General features: G+C 72.9%; 12 protein-coding genes. 6 read left to right on the top strand and 6 right to left on the bottom strand.

The window, feature by feature from the left end:
• The first annotated feature begins 38 nt into the window (after positions 1–38).
• On the top strand, positions 39–2,270 hold the full coding sequence (locus ACFWW9_RS03135; RefSeq protein WP_390370826.1) for a tetratricopeptide repeat protein: 2,232 nt from the start codon (positions 39–41) through the stop codon (positions 2,268–2,270).
• On the opposite strand, the gene ACFWW9_RS03130 is transcribed toward ACFWW9_RS03135, so the two are convergent.
• From ACFWW9_RS03130 to ACFWW9_RS03110, 5 genes are all read right to left on the bottom strand, one after another.
• The gene (locus ACFWW9_RS03130; protein WP_390370824.1) at positions 2,267–5,134 is read right to left on the bottom strand and encodes a TIR domain-containing protein; all 2,868 of its coding nucleotides are present in this window, start codon (positions 5,132–5,134) and stop codon (positions 2,267–2,269) included. The genes ACFWW9_RS03135 and ACFWW9_RS03130 overlap by 4 nt on opposite strands.
• Before the next feature lie 81 nt (positions 5,135–5,215).
• Positions 5,216–7,330, bottom strand: a complete 2,115-nt coding sequence (locus ACFWW9_RS03125; RefSeq protein WP_390370822.1) for a tetratricopeptide repeat protein — start codon at positions 7,328–7,330, stop codon at positions 5,216–5,218.
• A 30-nt stretch (positions 7,331–7,360) separates the two neighbouring features.
• Positions 7,361–8,371 carry an SEFIR domain-containing protein gene (locus ACFWW9_RS03120; protein WP_390370820.1) on the bottom strand — a complete coding sequence of 337 codons (1,011 nt, stop codon included), beginning with the start codon at positions 8,369–8,371 and terminating at the stop codon, positions 7,361–7,363.
• On the bottom strand, positions 8,368–9,519 hold the full coding sequence (locus tag ACFWW9_RS03115; protein WP_390370819.1) for a toll/interleukin-1 receptor domain-containing protein: 1,152 nt from the start codon (positions 9,517–9,519) through the stop codon (positions 8,368–8,370). The genes ACFWW9_RS03120 and ACFWW9_RS03115 overlap by 4 nt, the downstream gene beginning before the upstream one ends.
• Positions 9,520–9,630: 111 nt before the next feature.
• Entirely contained in the window at positions 9,631–10,215 is a 585-nt protein-coding gene (locus ACFWW9_RS03110) for an RDD family protein (RefSeq protein ID WP_390370818.1), read from the bottom strand.
• A 191-nt stretch (positions 10,216–10,406) separates the two neighbouring features.
• On the opposite strand from ACFWW9_RS03110, the gene ACFWW9_RS03105 reads away from it, so the two are divergent.
• From ACFWW9_RS03105 to ACFWW9_RS03085, 5 genes are read left to right on the top strand one after another with little or no spacing between them, the layout of a single operon-like run.
• Entirely contained in the window at positions 10,407–11,351 is a 945-nt protein-coding gene (locus ACFWW9_RS03105; RefSeq protein ID WP_390370816.1) for a flavin reductase family protein, read from the top strand.
• Between the two features lie 31 nt (positions 11,352–11,382).
• Positions 11,383–12,450 carry an LLM class flavin-dependent oxidoreductase gene (locus ACFWW9_RS03100; protein ID WP_390370815.1) on the top strand — a complete coding sequence of 356 codons (1,068 nt, stop codon included), beginning with the start codon at positions 11,383–11,385 and terminating at the stop codon, positions 12,448–12,450.
• On the top strand, positions 12,447–13,205 hold the full coding sequence (locus tag ACFWW9_RS03095; protein WP_390370814.1) for an alpha/beta fold hydrolase: 759 nt from the start codon (positions 12,447–12,449) through the stop codon (positions 13,203–13,205). The genes ACFWW9_RS03100 and ACFWW9_RS03095 overlap by 4 nt, the downstream gene beginning before the upstream one ends.
• Positions 13,202–13,585: a carboxymuconolactone decarboxylase family protein gene (locus ACFWW9_RS03090; RefSeq protein WP_390370812.1), complete on the top strand. Its 384-nt coding sequence runs from the start codon at positions 13,202–13,204 to the stop codon at positions 13,583–13,585. Before ACFWW9_RS03095 ends, ACFWW9_RS03090 begins: the two co-directional genes overlap by 4 nt.
• A gap of 20 nt (positions 13,586–13,605) precedes the next feature.
• Entirely contained in the window at positions 13,606–15,084 is a 1,479-nt protein-coding gene (locus ACFWW9_RS03085) for an aldehyde dehydrogenase family protein (protein ID WP_390370810.1), read from the top strand.
• Here ACFWW9_RS03085 and ACFWW9_RS03080 read toward each other — a convergent pair.
• Positions 15,071–15,808 carry a FadR/GntR family transcriptional regulator gene (locus ACFWW9_RS03080; protein ID WP_390370809.1) on the bottom strand — a complete coding sequence of 246 codons (738 nt, stop codon included), beginning with the start codon at positions 15,806–15,808 and terminating at the stop codon, positions 15,071–15,073. The two genes, ACFWW9_RS03085 and ACFWW9_RS03080, sit on opposite strands and share 14 nt — an antisense overlap.
• Positions 15,809–15,990: the final 182 nt, after the last annotated feature.

Genomic DNA, 15,990 nt, shown 5'->3' with positions numbered 1-15,990 from the left:
GGGTTCTGCCGGTCCGCGCGACGGGTGACGATGGGCGCATGGAAGATCGAGTGGAGTTCGGCAGCGCTCTCCGGCGGCTGCGCGAGGAGGCCGGGCTGTCGCAGTCCGCGTTCTCCGCGCGCATCCACTACAGCAAGGGCTACCTCAGCAAGGTCGAGACGGGCAAGGCGTCCGGCAACCGCGAGTTCGCCAAGGCGTGCGACGTCGCGCTGACCGCCGACGGCGCGCTGTCCGCGCTGATCAGGGGCAGGAGCGACCGGCAGGTGGTGGGCGACGTGGTCACCGCGATCACCGGCCTTCCGCCGACGACCCCGCACTTCACCGGCCGCGGCCCCGAACTGGACCGGCTGGCCGCGTTCCTCGCCGGGGAGGACGGTGAGGGCGCGTGCGTGCTCAGCGGGATGGCGGGGGCGGGCAAGACCGCGCTCGCCCTGCGGGCCTCGTGGGACGCGCGGGAGTCCTTCCCGGACGGGTGCCTCTTCCTCGACCTGCGGGGCCACGCGCTCGGTGTGGCGATGGCCAGCGCGCACGACGCGCTCGACCCGTTGCTGCGCCTGCTGGGCGTGCCCGGCGAGCAGATCCCGCCGCACGTCGACGCCCGCGCCAACCTCTACCGCAGCAGGCTGCACGGCAAGCGCGTCCTGCTGGTGTTCGACAACGTCCGCAGCGCGGCCCAGGTCGCCCCGCTGCTGCCCGCGGAGTCGCGCTGCCGGGTGCTGATCACCAGCCGCAACCGGCTCAACGCGCTCGACGACGCGGTGCACCTGCCCGTGGACGTGCTGCCGCGGCCGGAGGCGGTGGCGCTGTTCCGGGCCGTGGGCGGCGACCGCGCCCGGTCGGCGGAGGACGCCGTGGTCGGCTCGGTCGTCGACCGCTGCGGGCGGCTCCCGCTGGCGATCCGCATCGCGGCCGCCCGGTTCCGCGGTGGTCCGATGTGGACGGTGGAGGACTTCGAGGAGCGGCTGGCGGACGAGACGTCCCGGCTCAGCGTGCTCGACGACGGCGAGCGCAGCGTCGCGGCCGCGTTCAGCCTGTCCTGCCGGGCGTTGACCGACGACGAGCTGAGGCTGTTCGCGCTGCTGGCCCTGCACCCCGGCCACGACGTGGACATCCGCAGCACCGCGGCGCTGGCTGGCGTGAGCCTGGCGAGCACCAGGAGCCTCGTCGACCACCTCGGCGACGCGCACCTCGTGGCGCACGACTCCGCCGACCACCTCACCGTGCACGACCTCGTGCGCGAGTTCGCCCGCGACCAGGTGCTGCCGTCCATCGCGGTCGACGAGCAGGTCGCGGCGGTGCAGCGGATGCTCGACCACAACCTCCTGCTGGCCCGCTCCAGCGACGAGTTCCTCGCCCCGCACCGCTACCGGCTGCCGTTCACGCCCGTGAGCGTGCCGGAGGTGTCGAAGGAGTTCACCGACCGCGACTCCGCGCTGCGGTGGATCGACCAGGAGTGGCCGACGCTGGTCGGCCTGTGCCACCTGGCGTCGGCCCGCGGCCTGCACCGCGCGTGCTGGCAGATCGCGTACATCCTGCGGGACTTCTTCTTCCTCGCGAAGCTCTGGGACCCGTGGATCGACACGCACCTGGTGGCCGCCGCGTCCGCGCGGGCGGCCGGGGACACCAGGGCGCTGGCCATGACGTTGGACAACCTCGGGATGGCGCACGTGGATCGCGGGGACCTGGCCGTGGCGGTCGGGTACTACGAGGAGGCGCTGGAGTTGTTCCGCGAGTTGGGCGACGAGCACGGGACCACCGATGCCGTGTCGAACCTGGCGTGGGCCGCGCTGTACCTCGGGGATCACGTCCGCGCTCTGCGGGACCTGGGTGAGGTGATGGAGTCCTACCGGCGGCAGGGCAAGGCCCGCAACGCGGCCATCGCGTTGCGGGGGATCGCTCTGGTGGAGGTGGAACTGGGCCACACCGCCGATGCCGCTGTGCACGCGGAGCTGGCTCGGCGGGAGTTCGCGGCGCTGGAGTTGGACTTGGACGTGGTGATGTCGGTGAACTGCGTTGCCTGGGCGCACTTCCAAGCCGGGGATCACGACGCGGCCGTGGCGTTGTACGGCGAGGCCGTGGAACTGGGGGAGCGGTGTGGGAGTCGGTACGAGACGGCGCGGGCGTTGACCGGGTTGGGGAACGTCCACCGGGCCGCTGGTCGGGTCGGTGAGGCGGGCGAGGTGTGGGCCAGGGCGGACGAGGTCCACGGCGGGATCAACCCGGTGATGATCGGCGAGGCGCGGGTTCGGTTCGGGGAGACGGCGCTCTAGGTCTGCTTGCGGCCACGGCCTCCCACGGCGGCGCGTTTCAGGCTCATCAGCAGGCGGAACAGAGGGCCGGGCAGGACGACGATCGCTTGGTGCACCAGGGCCTCCAGGGCGTTCTCGCGCCACCAGCCGTGGGTGGTGGCCTGGAGGCGCCAGGTGTGGGCCACCAGTGACAGCGCCTCCACCTTGTCGCCGTTGCCCGCCGCCGCCAGGCCCAGGGCGAAGCGGGTGACCAGGGAGTCGGGGTGGGTGAGGCCCAGTGCGTCCACCTGTCTGGGGAGCACGTCGCCGAGGATCTCGTAGGCGTGGGCCCAGCTGCGTTGGGCGAAGCGCGCTCGGCCCGCTACGGACCTGGCCCGCAGGCGCAGCGGGTGGTCCGCGCCCAGCGTGGCCTCGATGCGGCCGTCGGTGTCGGCCAGGACGCGCAGGCTGCCCGCGGGGTCGGAGGAGTCCAGGAGGGCTTGGGCGTGCAGGACCCGCAGGTGCAGGGTGTGGGCGTTGTCCGGGCCGAACCAGGAGGCCGAGTCGAGGGCGAGCGCGCCGATCCGGTCGGTCGCCGTGCGCCAGCGTTCGCCGGTGAGGTTGAGGTCGGTGAACGCGACCACGAGGTCCGCTTCGGCGGCGACGGCCGCGGCCTCCTTGGCGAGTCTGTGGCCGGACTTCCCGGCCTCCTCGAACAGGGCCACGACCGCGTCGGCGTCCAGACGGGCCTGCTTGGTCTCGCCGTTGAACATCCGTTCCCTGGCCAGCTCCAGGGTCGCGGCGGGCCACTGGCTGTCGGGGGCGTCGCGGCGGATGTCCGGGTAGACGGCGGTGATCGTGGTGATCGCGGCCCGGTGGTCGCCGCGGTGGCGCAGGGCCGCGGCCTTGGCCACGCGGATCTCGTGCCGTTGCGCCTGGGACAGCCACGTCGGGAAGGTGCCGTGCGCCACCACGTCCGGGTGCTCGTGGAACACCTCGTTCGCGCGGTGGTAGTGGCCGCGCAGGTCGTGCGCGGCGGCCGCGAGGAAGCGGGCGCGGAACTCCGACCGCTTGTCGCCGTTGGCTCGGGACCGTTCCAGCACGAGGCTCGCGTGGGCCAGTGCGATCTCGGGGTCCGCCGCGGCCACGGCCATCCGCGCGGAGGTGAGCATGTCCTCGGACCGCCATCGGTGGCCGGTCAAGCGGATCGCCTCGCGGATGGCGTCGCGGGCGGCCGGGGCGTCGCCGTCGCGCTCGTGGACGGCGGCTTGGGAGCGCAGGAGTTCAAGGCGTTCCTCCACGGGCACGGCCTGGTTCGCGGCCAGGTGGACGACGTGCAGGTGCAGGTGCGGCGGCGCGGAGTCGCCGACCCGTGCGGCTATCGCCCGCGCGGCGGTGCGGGCCAGGTCGTCGGTGGTCTCCGGGCCGAGTGCCCGGTGGGCGGCGTCGGCCACGAGCGCGTGCAGCCGCCAGCCCTGGCCGTGGCCCCGTCCGGCGTGGGCGCGGTGGACCAGGCTGTGCTCGGCGAGTTCGGCCAGCGCCGCGGCCACCTCCGAAGTCGTCGCGCGCTGCTCGCCGACGAGCCCGTCGGAGACGAGGTCGGCCGGGAACGGCGCCTGTGCCAGTGCCGCGGCGAAGCCGAGCACCAGCAGGGCCGCTCGACTCCGGGCCCGGACGCTCGCCGTGACGAGGTCGAGTTCCTCCGCGACCAGCTCGTCCAGCCTGCCGGTGAAGTCCTCGGCGGCCCCGGTGCGGTGGCCCGCCGACAACGCGTGCAGCGCGGCGGTCAGCAGGAACGGGTTGCCGCCGTACTGGCGGGACAGCCGGTGGACGGTGGCGCGGTCGGTGTCGTCCAGTTCGGGCCACTCGGTCTGGAACAGGGCCTCGGCCTCGACGTCGGACAGCCCGCCCAGCTCCACCGACGCCGCGGGCCAGTCGGGGGTCGCGGTGCGCGCGGTCAGCAGCGTGTGGACGCGGGCGGACGGCACGACCAGCCGGTCGAGGACCGCGGGCGAGAGGCCGGGCGGCAGGTCGTCGACCACGACCAGCACGTCCTCGCCGCGGCGGGACAGGTGGTCGCCGAGGACCGCGCGCATCCGGTCCGCGTCCAGGTCCGGCAGGTCGAGGCCGAACCGGTCCGCCGCCGCGCGGCGCAGCTCCACGGAGAAGCGGGCGACCACCGTGTCGTCGTCCAGGCTCACCCCGCCGCCCGCCAGCGACAGCCACGCCACGCCGCCGGGGTAGGCGTCGCGGAACAGGAACGCGTAGTGCTCGGCCGCCGAGGTCTTCCCCATGCCGCGCGGCGCTTTCAGCACCGCGACGGCGTGCGGGTGCGGCTTGCGGACGGCCGACAGCAGGCCGCCGTGCAGCGCGCTGTGCACGGCCCACAGCTCCCGGTACCGGCCGACGAACCGGCGGGGCAGGAGAACCCTCGGGTCGAGCCGGGCCAGGTCGTCCGGCTTCGACGGCGGCCCCAGCGGCACGCCGTCGGCCTGCGCGAGCTTGTCCACCACCCGCTGCACCAGGCGGTCGACGTCCGGCTTGTCGCGCCACTTGACGTACCCCGCGTCGGTCAGCTCGATCGGCGCGATGTGCGAGTCGCCGGACTCGGGGTTGACCACCAGCACCCGGTCCAGCGGGTTCCCCAGCCTCCGGGCCGCGAGGAACGCGCGGGTCAGCTCCCACTGGCACGCGTACCGCGTCGGGTAGCGCCGCGAGTAGAACGCCAGCAGGAGCGCGGAGCCGTCGACCGCGGCGGCGAGACCGTCGGTGATGCGGTCGAACTCCGGGGTGTCGGTGTCGCGGAACACGGCGATGCCGCGCTTGCGCAGCGCCCGTTCGATCCGCCCCACCGCGGCCAGGTCGGACCAGGTGTAGCTGAGGAAAACCGTGGGTGAGCTGTTCACCCCTCAACGATGCCGCACACCCGCGCGCGGAAGTGGGGTGAGAAAAGGACAATAGCCGGACAAAGTCTGCCCACCGGGTAATCAGCCCAGCGCGGCGAGCGCGGCCGCGGCCTCCTCCGCCTCGGTCGCGGCGGACAGCCCGGTGAACAGGTCGAGCGCCCTGCGCAGTTCCGCGGCCGCCTGCTCGCGGTCGTCGACGAGCAGCGCCGCCCGCGCCAGCCCGCGGTGGGCGCGGGCCTGCTCGAACAGGCTGCCGAGTTCCACGCCCTGCGCCAGCGCCCTCCGGTAGGCCTCCGCGCTCGCGACCGCGTCACCGGCCTGGGCGTGCACCTCGCCGAGGCTGTTGTGGGCCATCGCCTGGTCCAGCAGCGATCCGCGTTCGACGAACACCGCCATCGCCTGGTCCAGGTGGGCGACGGCGTCGGCGAACCGGCCCAGCTCGGCCTCGAAGATCGCCATGCCCCGCAACGTGATCCCGGCGTTCGTCCGCGCCTCGCACCGCTCGTAGAGGCCCAGCGCGCGGGTCGCCCACTCCAGCGCGCCCGCGAAGTCGCCGCGGCCGTGCAGGATCCACGCGTAGTTGCCCATCGCGTTGCCCGCGCCGCGCAGGTCGCCCAACCGCTCGAAGATCTCCTGGGCCCGAAGGTAGTGCGGCCCGGCTGCCTCGGGGTCGCCGCGCTCCAGCAGCGCCAGCCCCAGGTTGTTGCGCGTGGCGGCCTCGGCCGACAGGTCGCCGAGGCGTTCGGTCGCGGCCAGCGCCACGAGGTGCGTGCGGACCCAGGTGTCCCAGTCCTTGGTGAGGAAGAAGTAGCCGCGCATCGTGTAGGCGAGCTGCCAGATCCGGGCGTCCAGCTCCCGGTCGTCCACCTGGAACAGTCCGGCGATCGCCTCGTGCTCGGTGCGCAACCACTCCAGGGCGTCGTCACGGGTGTCCAGGTCCTTGATCGGCGTGGCCGAGCCGTCCAGCGGGACGCGGAACCGCCGGGGCGTCACCAGCTTGTCCGCCTGCGCGGCGCCGTGCAGGTAGTGGTCGAACAGCCGCACGACCGCCGAGCGCCGGTCCTCGGGGTGGCCCAGCTCGGCCAGTTCGGCGGCGTAGACGCGCAGCAGGTCGTGCATGCCGATCCGGCCCCGCCCGGCGTCCACGGCGACCTGCGCCTGCACCAGCACGGCCAGCAGCCGGTTCGTCAACGCCTGTGGCAGGTCCGCCAGCGCGGCCACGGCGGCGCGGCTCGTGTCGGTGCCCGGCACGAGCCCCAGCAGCCGGAACACCCGCGCCGCGTCGGCGGGCAGCCGCCGGTAGGACCAGGAGAACACCGTCCGGACCGCGGTCCGCGCGTCACCGCCGACGTCGAGCGCGTCCAACCGGCCGTGCTCGTCGGTCAGCGTCTCGACCAGGTCCGCGAGCGTCGCCGTGGGCTGGCAGCGGGCCAGGCCGCCGACGACCCGCAGCGCCAGCGGCAGCCGCGCGCACAGCCGCACCAGCTCCACGACCGCGTCCGGCTCGGCGTCCGCGCGGACGCCGACGAGCCCCCGCAGCAGGTCCAGCGCCTCGGCCTCGGGCAGCACGTCCACCGGCAGCAGCACGGCGTCGTGGTCGACCACCAGCCCGGCGAGGTTGCCGCGGCTGGTCACCAGCACGCACGAGCCGACCCCCGGCACGAGCGGCCGCACCTGCTCCTCGTCGTGCGCGTTGTCCAGCACCACCAGCGTCTTCCGCTCGCTCACCAGTGACCGGAACAGCGCGGCCCGCTCCTCCGTCTCGACCGGCAGCCGCTCCGGCGCGACCCCGAGCGCCCGCAGGAACCCGCCGAGCACCTCGCCCGCCTCGAACGGCCGCTCCGACCCGAACCCGTGCAGGTCCACGTAGAGCTGCCCGTCCGGGAACCGGTCGACGGCCCGGTGCGCCCACGACACGGCCAGCGCCGTCTTCCCCACGCCGCCCATCCCGACCAGCACGACCATCGGCACGGTTCCCGGTGGCGCGTCGGCGACCGCCGCGTCCACCGCCGCCAGCAGGTCCGCGCGCCCGGCGAACCCCCGCGGCGCCGCGGGCAGCTGCCGCGGCACCGTCCGGACCGGCTCGGCCGCGTGGTAGTGCACCCCACCCTCGATCTTGCCCGCTTGGAGCACGTTGCCCGACACGTCCGACATGGTGTTGGTGGTGGACGTCGTCCCCGCGTCTCCGGTCTGCACGCGATCAAGGGAACACGGGACGACCGCGCATCACAACTCCCGGTGCAGCGTCGGGTTGCCCCACGCGAGTTCCGGCAGCCTGGCGGACCGCCCGCCCGCCATGAACGCCCCGGCCATCATCGGCGAGGCCACGGTGTCCGGCCGGTACAGCTCCAGCCGCAGCCGCAGCACCCCGGACACGTCCACGTCCACCGAGCCCGGCTTGCCGAGCGTGGCCTCCACCTCCGGTCCCGGCGACCGGTCCAGGTAGACCCGGAAGTACCCGACCTGGTCGGCCTCGGCGGCGTCGTCCAGCACCCCCACCACGGACGTCAGCCGCCGGTACCGCTTCCCGAGGTCGAACTCCACGTACCCCTTCGCGTCCGCGCTGAACAACGACGGCCGCAGCACCACGCTGTCCCCGTGGTGCGTGCCGTCGATCCGCGCGCCACCCGGCCGCACGTCCGTGCTGCGGCTCAACCACGGCAACGCGGTCAGCAACTCGGTCCGTTCACGCGTCTCGGCCGGGGCCTTGGGCATGCGGGGGTTCGAGATCCGGTACTCGCCGCGCGGCGGGATCGGGTACTGGCCGTGCCCGCTGATCGCGGCCAGCAGCGACGCGACCCCGTGGTGGCTGATCTCGTCGACCAGGAAGTGCGTGGTGGAGTGGGCGTTGAGGAACACCGGGATCTCGTCCACCGACCGCCCCGGCAGCACCACGGGCAGGATCCGCGCGGTCTCGCGCCGCAGGTTCCGGGTCAGGTTGTCCCGCAGGATCGCCGCCTCGAACTGCGACCCCCGCCCGACGTCCGGCGGCGCGCCCCCGTCGGCCCGCCGCTTGTACTCGGGCGACGCGATCACCAGGATGAAGTCCGCCTCGGTGAGGTGCTCGACCGCCCACGCCGACCAGTCCCGCCGGTGATCGTCGTACCACTGGTCCAGGTGCACGTCCAAGCCGACCTCGGACCGCAGGAACGTCGAGAACTCCCGCACCCGGTCCTTGTGCTCCTCGGAGTCGTGCGAGTACGTGACGAAGATCCGCGGCGCCTTCTCCTGCTTCACCGGACCTCCCGGCGAAACGCGGCGACCAGCCGAGCGGCGAGTTCCTCGGCGACCTCGGACACCGCGCGGCGCAAATGCTCGGCGGTGAACGACTCCTCGGGCTCGACGCGGAGGTGCGGCGGGTAGAACGAGTGGATCACGCTGGTGTTCGAGGTCAGGTCCGCACGGGTGCCGATGGTCACCAGGTGGACCGGTTCGAGGCCGACCGCGGGCGCGAACCGGTGTGGGGCGGGCACGTCCAGGTCGAGGAGCGCGACCAGCAGGTCCGCCAGCCGTTCCTCCACGTCGTCGGGGGTCAACTGGATTCCGCCTTGCCCGTGGGGCAGTGCCGTCCACGCGGAGCGCTGACCGGTGCGCCGCACCAGGATCCCGGACGACTTCCGCAGGGTGTTGGCGGTGACGACCCACGCGCCCTGGTCCGACGAGTCGACGACCAGCTGTTCCGCGCCGCCGAAGAGACCGTGCTCCCGACCGTGCCCGGCCAGGTCGTCGGCCAGCGGGGCGAGGCGGCGGACCGGGAGTCGTTCGACACCGCCCACCGGGACCAGGTGCACCTCCAGCGTCGGCGTCTGGGGCCTGCCGCTCAGGTCGCTCCGCCACGACACCGCGAGCGGCTCGCTCAGCGTGAGCGCGCCGGAACCACCGGCGGGCAACCTCCGCGGCGGACCGGGATAGGGCTTGGTCAGCCTGGGTTGGCCGGTGATCACCCGGTACAGGTCTTCGACGCCCCGCTCGCTGATCTCCTCGACCTTGTAGTGGTCGGCCACGTTCGGCTGGAGGAAGAACGGGATCTCCTCGACCCCGTGTCCTGGAAGGAGGACCGGCAGCAGCTTCGGCAGCCAGGTGTCGCGGTCGCCGTGCAGGAGGTCGCGCAGGACCGACGCCTCCGAACGGACGCCGCGGTTCACCGTCGTCGAGCCGAGGCCATCGCCTGGAGCCTTGTAGTCCGGCGACACCACCACGATCACGTAGTCGGCCGTGGTCATCCCCTCGATGGCCCACGTCGACCAGTCCCGCCGTCGGTCCGCGGCCCACTGGTCGAGTTCGGTGTCGACCCCCGACTGCTGGAGCAGCGTCGCCAGCTTGAGCACGTCGGCCTTGTGCTGCTCGGAGTCGTGTGCGTAGGTCACGAACGCCCTGGGTCGCATCGCCAACTCCTCGGTGCGGTGGTGAAGCGCCCAACGTACAACGGTTTCCGAAGTGTTCCCGGCCACCGCGACGGCCTGGTCACGGCATGGCCGGCTTCTGTCCTTGATCTGTCACCGCCGGGCGACCTCGGTGCCGGACAGCCGGTCGTGCAACGCCCGCCGTGTCGGCCCCATCGCGAGCAGCAGGCCCACCACCGACGCGCCGAACACCACCGGCACGGCGATTCCGGTGGGGGAGCCCAGCAGTGAGGCCGTCCACGCCCAGCACACCGCGATGCCCGGCAACCCGAACAGCACGCCGGTCCGGAGGAAGCAGCGGCCGAGGCCGGGGGCGTCGCCGTCGCGCACGACGGCGATGCCGAACAGGGCCTTTCCCAGTGTGCGGCGGAAAAACGCGTGGGCCAGCCAGTCGTAGAGGCACAGCACCGCGAGGGTCACCGCGGTGATCACCAGCAGCACCAACGACACCGCGTTCACGGCGATCGTCGTGACCTGGTCGGCGGCGTCCTTGAGGCCCGCGAAGTCGGCGGCCGCGACGGCTCCGGTGGCGACCTTCCCCGCTTGGTGCACCAGGAGCTTCTCCACGACCGGCACCGCCATCCACGCGAGCACCAGCGCGGGCAGGAACGCGATCAGGTGGTCGACGGCGCGGGCTCCGACGCGCCGCCACCGGCTTGGTCTGTCCGAGTACGGCATCGCGGCGTCCTCTGGGGATCGAAGGCGGATGCCCGGTGGATCGGGGACCGGCGAGGAGCTCGTTACGGGAGCCCACAGGAGAACACCCGATCAGCGGACAGGCCGTAACGCGCTCCCGGAGGGGCCCGATAGCCACGGCCCGCCGGCGAGGGGGTTGTGCCTGCGACGATGGAAGGATAATACTTATGATTATGACCTCCGCTCCCGCACCCCGCTCCTCGCCGGTCGACCGCGGCGAGCTGCGGCGGGCGCTGTCCTGCTTCCTCACCGGTGTCACGGTCGTGACGACCACCGACGGCGACGGCGTGCCGCGGGGGATCACGGCGAACTCGTTCACGTCCGTCTCGCTCGACCCGCCGCTCGTCCTGGTCTGCGTGGACCGGTCCGCGGCCAGCTACCAGGCGTTCTCCGAGTCCACGGGCTTCGCGGTGCACATCCTGGCGGCGGACCAGCGGGAGCTGGCGGCGACGTTCGCGACGAAGTCGCCGGACAAGTTCGCCGGCCTCGACTGCCGGACCGGGCTGGGTGGCGCGCCGATCCTGCCGAGGGCCGCGGCGTGGCTGGACTGCGAGACCGAGCGCCGGGTCGTCGTCGGGGACCACGTGCTGGTCATCGGCGAGGTCCGGGACTTCTCGATGGCCGTGCACCGGCCGCTCGGCTACCACCAGGGCCAGTACGTGTCGCTGATGCCGGAGCAGCAGATGCTGGCGGACCACGCGAGGTCCGTGGAGGCGCTGTGGATCGCCGAGACCCGTGACGGGCAGGTCGTGCTGGAGCGCAGCGGAGCCGGGTGGGGCGTGCCCCGCGTCGCGCTCGCGGGCGAGCAGCTCGACGACGCCTCGCTGTCACGGGCCGCGTCCGCGTCGCTCGGCGTGGCCGCCGAGGTCGCGTTCCTCTACTCGGTGTACGACGACGAGGCCCTCGTGCTCGCCTACCGGCTGCGGGTCGACTGCCGGGGCGAGCGGTTCTCCGGTTCCCTCCAGAGCTTTCCCGCCCAGGACCTGCCCTGGGAGCTGATCGGTGACGCGTCGGTCCGCACGATGCTGCGGCGCTACGCCACCGAACGCCAGGGCGAGGACTTCGGGCTCTACGCGGGCAGCGCCGAGCGCGGCCGCGTCGTCCGGGTCACGGCCTGAGCACCCCCATCCCCACGAGCGGAGGACCGCCATGAAGTTCGCCTTGTCGACCGAGATGCACCGCGAGTCGCCGGACACGCCGATGGAGCGGGTGCTGGCCAACTCGCTGGAGGTCGTCCGGCTCGCGGACCGCGGCGGCTTCCACTCGGTGTTCACCGGGGAGCACCACGGGATCGAGCTGTCGATCGCGCCGAACCCGTTCACCCAGCTCGCCGTGTGGGCCCGCGAGACCGAGCGGATCCGGCTCGGCAGCGCCGTCGTGTGCGCGCCCTACTGGCACCCGATGCGCCTGGCGGGCGAGGTCGGCCTGGTGGACCTGCTCTCCGGCGGTCGCGTCGAGGTCGGCATCGGCCGCGGCGCGTACACCTACGAGTTCGAGCGGATGGCGCCCGGCGTCGACCCGGCGCACGGCCGGGAGGCGCTGGCCGAGCTGGTGCCCGCGCTGAAAGGCCTGTGGGGCGGGGACTACGCGCACGACGGCGCGTTCTGGAAGTTCCCCGCCGCCACCGCCGTGCCGCGGCCCGTGCAGACGCCGCACCCGCCGATCTGGATCTCCGCGCGGCACCCCGACGTGTTCCGCTTCGCGGTCGAGAACGAGTGCGACATCATGGCCACGCCGCTGCACCTGCCGTTCGCCGAGGTCGAGTCGCTCAAGGAGCGGCTGGACACCGCCGTGGCCGAGGCGGGCGGCGGGTTCCGGCCGAAGCTGATGATGCTGCGCAACGCCGCGGTCTACGAGGACGCCGCGAGCGCCCGCGAGGTCGCCGGGCACCTGAAGACGCACATGCGGTACTTCGACACGCTGTTCCGCAACACCGGCGGGGTGCGCGGCGGGTTCGTCGACCTCGCCGACCTGGAGGTGTTGGCGGGCAAGGAGAACTACGACGACGACGCGCTCGTGGACAACCACGTGTTCGGCACGCCCGAGCAGGTGGTGGAGAAGCTGAAGCGGTACGAGGCCGCGGGCGTCGACACCTTCATGTACGGCGCGAGCTGGGGCCTCCCGCACGAGCAGGAGATGCGGTCCCTCGAACTGTTCGCCACCGAGGTCATGCCCGCGTTCGCGGAGCAGCCGGTCGCCGCGGTGGGCGGCCGGTGAGGTACGTCGTCGACGGCGACTCGGACCACGACGAGGTGGTGGTCCTGGTGCACGGCGTCGGGTCCGACCTCACCGCGTGGGACCGGATCGCCGCCGAACTGGCGCACCGGGCCGTCGTCGTCCGCTACGACCTGCCCGGCCACGGCCGGTCCACGCCCCGGAAGTCCACTGTGGACGACCTGGTCGAGGACCACGTCGAACTGCTGCGCCACCTGGCCGTCCCGAGGGCGCACCTGGTCGGGTTCTCGCTCGGCGGGCTGGTCGCGCAGGCCGTGGCGCTCGCCCACCCCGAGGTGGTCGACCGGCTCGTGCTGATCGGCACGGTCGCCGGTCGGACGCCCGCCGAGCGCGAGCGCGTGCTGGCCCGACTGGAGGGCGTGCGGCGGGACGGTCCGGGCGCGGGCGACGCGAGCCGCTGGTTCACCGACGACTTCCGCCGCCGGGAGCCGGACGCGGTGGCCCGCAACCTGAAGCGGACGGCCGAGACCGACCCCGAGTCCTACCTCTCGGCGTACACCGTGCTGGCCACCACGGACTTCGCGGACCGGCTCCCGCTGATCTCCGCGCCCACCCTGGCCATGACCGGCTCCGACGACGTCGGCTCCCCGCCGCACATGGCCGAGCTGATCGCGGCACGCGTCCAGGACGGGCGGCACCTGGTGCTGGACGGGTACAAGCACGGCGTGCTCGACGAAGCTCCCCTGGTGATCGCCGGGGAGACGGCGAAGTTCCTGTTCGAAGGAGAAGACCGGTGACGTCCGATGGCATGGCGGTCCGCCGTGAAGTGCTCGGCGCGGCCTACGTCGACCGCGCGGTGTCGCGCACCGACCCGGTGAGCGCCGAGTTCCAGCCCTACGTCACGGAGGCGTGCTGGGGCGAGATCTGGACCGACGACCGGCTGCCGCGCCGGGAGCGCAGCCTGCTCGTGCTCGGCATGACCGCCGCGCTCGGCCGGATGGCTGAGTTCGAGGCGCACACCCTCGGCGCGCTCCGCAACGGGGTCACGGTCGACGAGCTGATCGCGGTCCTCAAGCAGATCGCCGTCTACTGCGGCGTTCCCGCGGGCGTGGCGGCCTCCGCCGCGCTCCGGGCGGTGCTGGAGCGCACCGCCAACGGCACCGAACTCGGCGACTGACCCTCCACTAAGGACACACCATGCGCCTGCGCGACCACATCGCCCTCGACGCGACGACCCTGACCCACGTGCCGTGGCGGATGTCCATCGGCGGCGAGCGGGTCGCCGCGGCCGAGTCCTTCGAGGTCCACGACCCCGGCACCGGCGAGGTCATCGCCCACGTGCCCGCGGGCGGCGCGGCCGAGGTGGACCACGCCGTCCGCACCGCCCGCGAGGCGTTCGACACCGGCGTGTGGACGAACATCCCCGCCACGGAACGCGCCCGGATCCTGTTCCGCGCGGCCGATCTCGTCGAGCGGCACGCCCGCGTGCTGGCCCGCGTCGAGACCCTCAACCAGGGCATGCCCTACCGCAACGCGCTCACCGGCACGATCCCGGACATCGCCGAGTGCTTCCGGTACTACGGCGGCTGGGTTGACAAGCGGTCCGGCCGGTCGATGTCGTTGTCCGACAACGGCCGCGAGGTGCACGCGTACACGCTGCGCGACCCGATCGGCGTCGTCGGCCTGATCACGCCGTGGAACGCGCCGCTGCTGATGGCGTCGTGGAAGCTCGCCCCGGCGCTGGCCGCGGGCTGCGCGTGCGTGCTCAAGCCCGCCGAGGAGACGCCGCTGTCGGCGTTGCTGCTGGTCGAGATCCTGCACGAGGCCGGTGTCCCGGCCGGGGTGCTGAACGTCGTCACCGGCCTCGGCCACACCGCGGGCGCGGCGCTGACCGCGCACCCGGACGTGGACAAGGTCGCGTTCACCGGGTCGACCGAGGTGGGCAAGGCGATCGTGCGCGCCGCGACCGGCAACCTCAAGAAGGTCTCCCTGGAACTGGGCGGGAAGTCGCCGGTGCTGGTGTTCGACGACGCCGACCCCGACGCCGCGATCACCGGCGCGGCCAAGGCGATCTTCAGCAACGCGGGCCAGATCTGCACCGCCGGCTCCCGCCTCTACGTGCACGAGAAGCTCTACGAGCAGGTCGTCGAAGGCGTTGCCGCGCAGGCGAAGCGGATCGTGCTCGGCCACGGGTTCGACCCGGCGTCGCAGATGGGACCGCTGATCTCGGCCGCACAGCACCGCCGGGTGCTCGACTACGTCGACGAGGGGATCGACGGCGGGGCGCGCGGCCGCGGGGGAGAGGTGTCGCCGGAGCGCGGCTACTTCGTCCGGCCGACCGTGCTCACCGACGTGACCCCGGAGATGAGCGTGGTGCGCGAGGAGGTCTTCGGGCCAGTCGTCGTCGCGATGCCGTTCACCGACACCGACGAGGCCGTGGCGCTGGCCAACGACAGCGAGTACGGCCTGGCCGCCAGCGTGTGGACCCGCGACGTCGGCAGGGCGCACTCGGTCGCCCGGCGGCTGCGGGCCGGCCGCGTGGGGATCAACGTGCACGGCCTGTCCCACATCGCGATGCCCACCGGCGGCTACAAGCAGTCCGGCTGGGGCCGCGAACTCGGGCCCGAGGGGCTGGAGAACTTCCTGGAGACGAAGTCCGTGTTCACCCTGCTGTAGGGGTCAGGTCGTCGCCGAGGCGCGACTTGACCTCGCGGAACAACGTCTTGCCGTAGTCCACGTACGCCGGGCTCTCGGCGTAGCGGAAGTGGTCTCGCACCGCGGTCCGCGCGGCCTCCGGGTCGCCGCTCTCCAACGCCTCCACGATCCGGTCGTGCGAGCCGAGACCCCACTGCTCGGCGCTGTCGGGGTTCGGCGGGATGGAGCTGACGATGATCAGTTCCTGGAGCGGTTCGATGATCAGCTCCAGCGCGGGCAGCCGCAGGGCCTTGATGATCGACAGGTGGAACAGCAGGTGCTCGCGGTGCGCCACCGGCCAGTCGCGCGCCTTGACCGCGTCCTCGAAGGCCACCAGGTGCCCGCGCATCTGCCGCCACGCGTCCTCGTCGCCGACCCGCGCCGCCTCGGCGGCCAGCGAGGACTCCAGCGAGATCCGCGCGTCCAGCACCTGCCCGATCGTGAGGTCCGACCGTTCCATCCGGACGGTCAGCGCGCTCGTCACGGCGTCGTCGCGGGGGATGGACACGAAGATGCCATGGCCCTGGCGGACCTCCACCAGTCCCAACGACTGCAACGTCCGCAGCGCGTCCCTGGTGACGCTGCGGGAGACGCCCAGCGATTCCGACAGCGCCTCCGCCGTGGGCAGCCTGCTGCCCGGCTCGTACTCGTTGTGGATGATCGCCCGCCGGAGCGTTTCCACTACCTGGTCGCTGAGCCTGCCCACGGATTCCCCTCACCGGATGGCTGTGCGCGGCGGAGGCGGACAGCCTCACCGCGCTGATCGTATCGACGCCGCCACGACCCGCTGTCGTGGCTCACCGCACGTGGTCGTCCTCCGGTCACCGTCTCACCGAACGTGACGACCTTGGCTACTTCTGGTCATCAGGGCTGATTACGGGCTTGTTT

The organism is Umezawaea sp. NPDC059074, from assembly GCF_042738955.1.
GTDB lineage: Bacteria > Actinomycetota > Actinomycetes > Mycobacteriales > Pseudonocardiaceae > Umezawaea.
This window is presented reverse-complemented; position numbering and strand designations above follow the sequence as displayed.